Origin of the sequence: Pseudomonas sp. NFPP24, from assembly GCF_900112095.1 — a bacterium.
Lineage (GTDB): Bacteria > Pseudomonadota > Gammaproteobacteria > Pseudomonadales > Pseudomonadaceae > Aquipseudomonas > Aquipseudomonas extremorientalis.
The window spans coordinates 1-2,278 of record NZ_FOKD01000029.1 but is presented as its reverse complement, the minus strand read 5'-3'; the positions used below and the strand labels follow the sequence as shown (position 1 = coordinate 2,278).

At 48.1% G+C, this 2,278-nt stretch carries 3 protein-coding genes; all 3 read right to left on the bottom strand.

Annotated elements, in window-relative coordinates; translation table 11 throughout:
• Positions 1-423: hypothetical protein (locus BM026_RS28805; RefSeq protein ID WP_139217598.1), on the bottom strand; the 423-nt coding region annotated here is incomplete at its 3' end.
• Between the two features lie 456 nt (positions 424-879).
• Positions 880-1,113: a hypothetical protein gene (locus BM026_RS28800; RefSeq protein ID WP_093514681.1), complete on the bottom strand. Its 234-nt coding sequence runs from the start codon at positions 1,111-1,113 to the stop codon at positions 880-882.
• Positions 1,100-2,278 (bottom strand): DUF637 domain-containing protein (locus BM026_RS28795; protein ID WP_175507992.1); only part of this gene is annotated, 1,179 nt, incomplete at its 5' end. The genes BM026_RS28800 and BM026_RS28795, both read right to left, overlap by 14 nt.

The following is a 2,278-nucleotide window of genomic DNA, read 5'->3' as shown; positions in this document are numbered from 1 at the left end:
ATATTCACCATTTTCAATAATCAGAAACTCATCATCCACATCATTAAAATCCAACTCGTAAAAATCCTCAAGCAGCAGTAGGTCACTGCCAGGCATAACCACTTTAAACTTTCCTTGATAGCCTCTACCAACCACAATCCTATATAGCTTATTGCCCTCTCCGAAATCCAATGAAACCCAGTCATTCCGATAGCTGAAAGACTCCACGACTGCACCTACATCGATGGCGGAGCCCACCGGCGTTCGAACGCCAATCCAACCTGAACTTTCGAGCAAAATTTTATTAAGAGCGGAGTTTGAGTCGTACCACTCCACAGCGCCAATTTTTTCCTGAACACAGGAAAAGTCTTCGCCCAAATAAAAACCAGCCGCACTCAAGCCAGGACTCAACTCAGCCATAAGATCAGGAAATAATAAAGTCATTCACCATCACTCCTAGTTTTTCCATTCCCCAGCTTCATATTTTAACCGACTTCCCTGCTTATCATAATACTGCTGATAGCTGGTTATCGTTCTAGGCTTGAAACCTGTGAATGACAATCGACTCCTCTCTAGCTTTTAAAAGCGTTAGCACAACGCGCAACGCCCGCTCATCATTCGAGTCACCGAGAGACTCCGCGCACCGACCTCGCCAAGCCTAAGACTTCGCCAGCAGAGCAGATTCAAGATCGCTCTCCGGGGTTTAGGGTGAATGTGTGGGAATCCCTCAGGGTCCGTCTGCTTTTTTGATTTATTTACCATGCGGCGTGACGATTCAACGGTATAGACTTTCCGGAACGCCTCATCTTTCAACTGTCGCTTTGGATGCTGAGAACAATAGTCAACGGCCTTTTCGCCAAGCCCGCTTTACCCATGCGTTGCTAACAGAAACGGGACTCACTAATGCCTAAAGATGATTGATTTTGCGAAGTCTGCATACTTATAAAACCAACTTAACGCAAACAAAATCGAGAATGGCATTCCCAACCATACAAATACCACATCAAATTCCACCTCAAACCCTGCAGAAATAAACAGGACTGGCAACAATGCCAGCAGGCATCCTATGGAAAGCATTACGACTAAAACACCCGCCGCCATTATTGCCGAGAACATCAACTTACTTACCGTCACCCTTAGCCTCCTCGTAAAAGCCGTAGCCCTTATAACCCACTCCGCCGACATACACACCTAGCGCCGTACCAAATGGGGTTTTCGTGCCTAACAACGGAATGAAAAAATTATTATCCATCTTCGGAACCAAAACCCCGAAGATCGAACCCTTCCTCAATCCATCTGAAGCTCCCATCACGAGAGGGACCTTCCCAAAGCCAGCACCGGCGGAAAGTAACGTATCCGCCCCCTGGTAGACCAATGGACCATAGCCACCGGGAATCAAGTCAAAAGCCGACTTAACAGGGTTGTAACTCTTAGGCTCATCCCCCCAAAAATGGTTGTACATCCCCGTGGTTCCTTCAAAGACATTACCTGCCCCAAACGCACTCATGGGAGCGCCCACGAAGCAGCCCGCTGCAGTTGCGCACAGGGTAACGCCTGCACTCACGGTCATGCCACCTAAACCCGCTGTGACTGCATTTTTTCCGACTGGGATTACATCGGACGTTGTTCCGTCAGCCAGACGATCAAAAAAACTATAGTTAAACAGCCCTTTTTCTTGCTGCACTTGCGCCCACGTAAGTTCATTACTGAGTCCAGCCATATCTGATTCCGTAAGGTATTTATTACGGTACTCTTCGCCGCCTCGTTCAAACTCCGCCCAGCACTTCGTCAGAAAACAGGTCGCTTTTTCGAGATTTTCTTTTTTGAAATCTCCTTTTTCAGTCTCTTGCTGTATAGCGTCAGTTTCATCTTTATGTGCAGAACGATTGTAGAGGGTAGCATTTTTCGCAATCCATCCACCTTTCTCGATGGACTTCGCATCAGCATCTTTTTGCGAAGCTGCCGCCAGAACACCGACTATTTGAGAACTCATAGCTAGCAGATTCTTATCACCGCTAACCAACGAATCCAAATGAACTACAGCCGCTTCGTTAATACCCGCCGCCAACGCGCCGGTCTTGAAGTCCCCACCGGTCGCCTGGGCAAGTAATCCACCGACCATCGCATGCACCAATATCTTCGGCGGGTAGCCATCAGTCAGTTTGCCCTTGGTGTAATCCCCCACAGCATTGAAGCTTGCGGCTGCCAATGTATTGAACAATGCGCCTTTGAGTGCATCACCAAAGTCACCACCTTGTCCGAGCGCTTTGCTCAGCAAAGTCGACGTACCGTTCTGCAA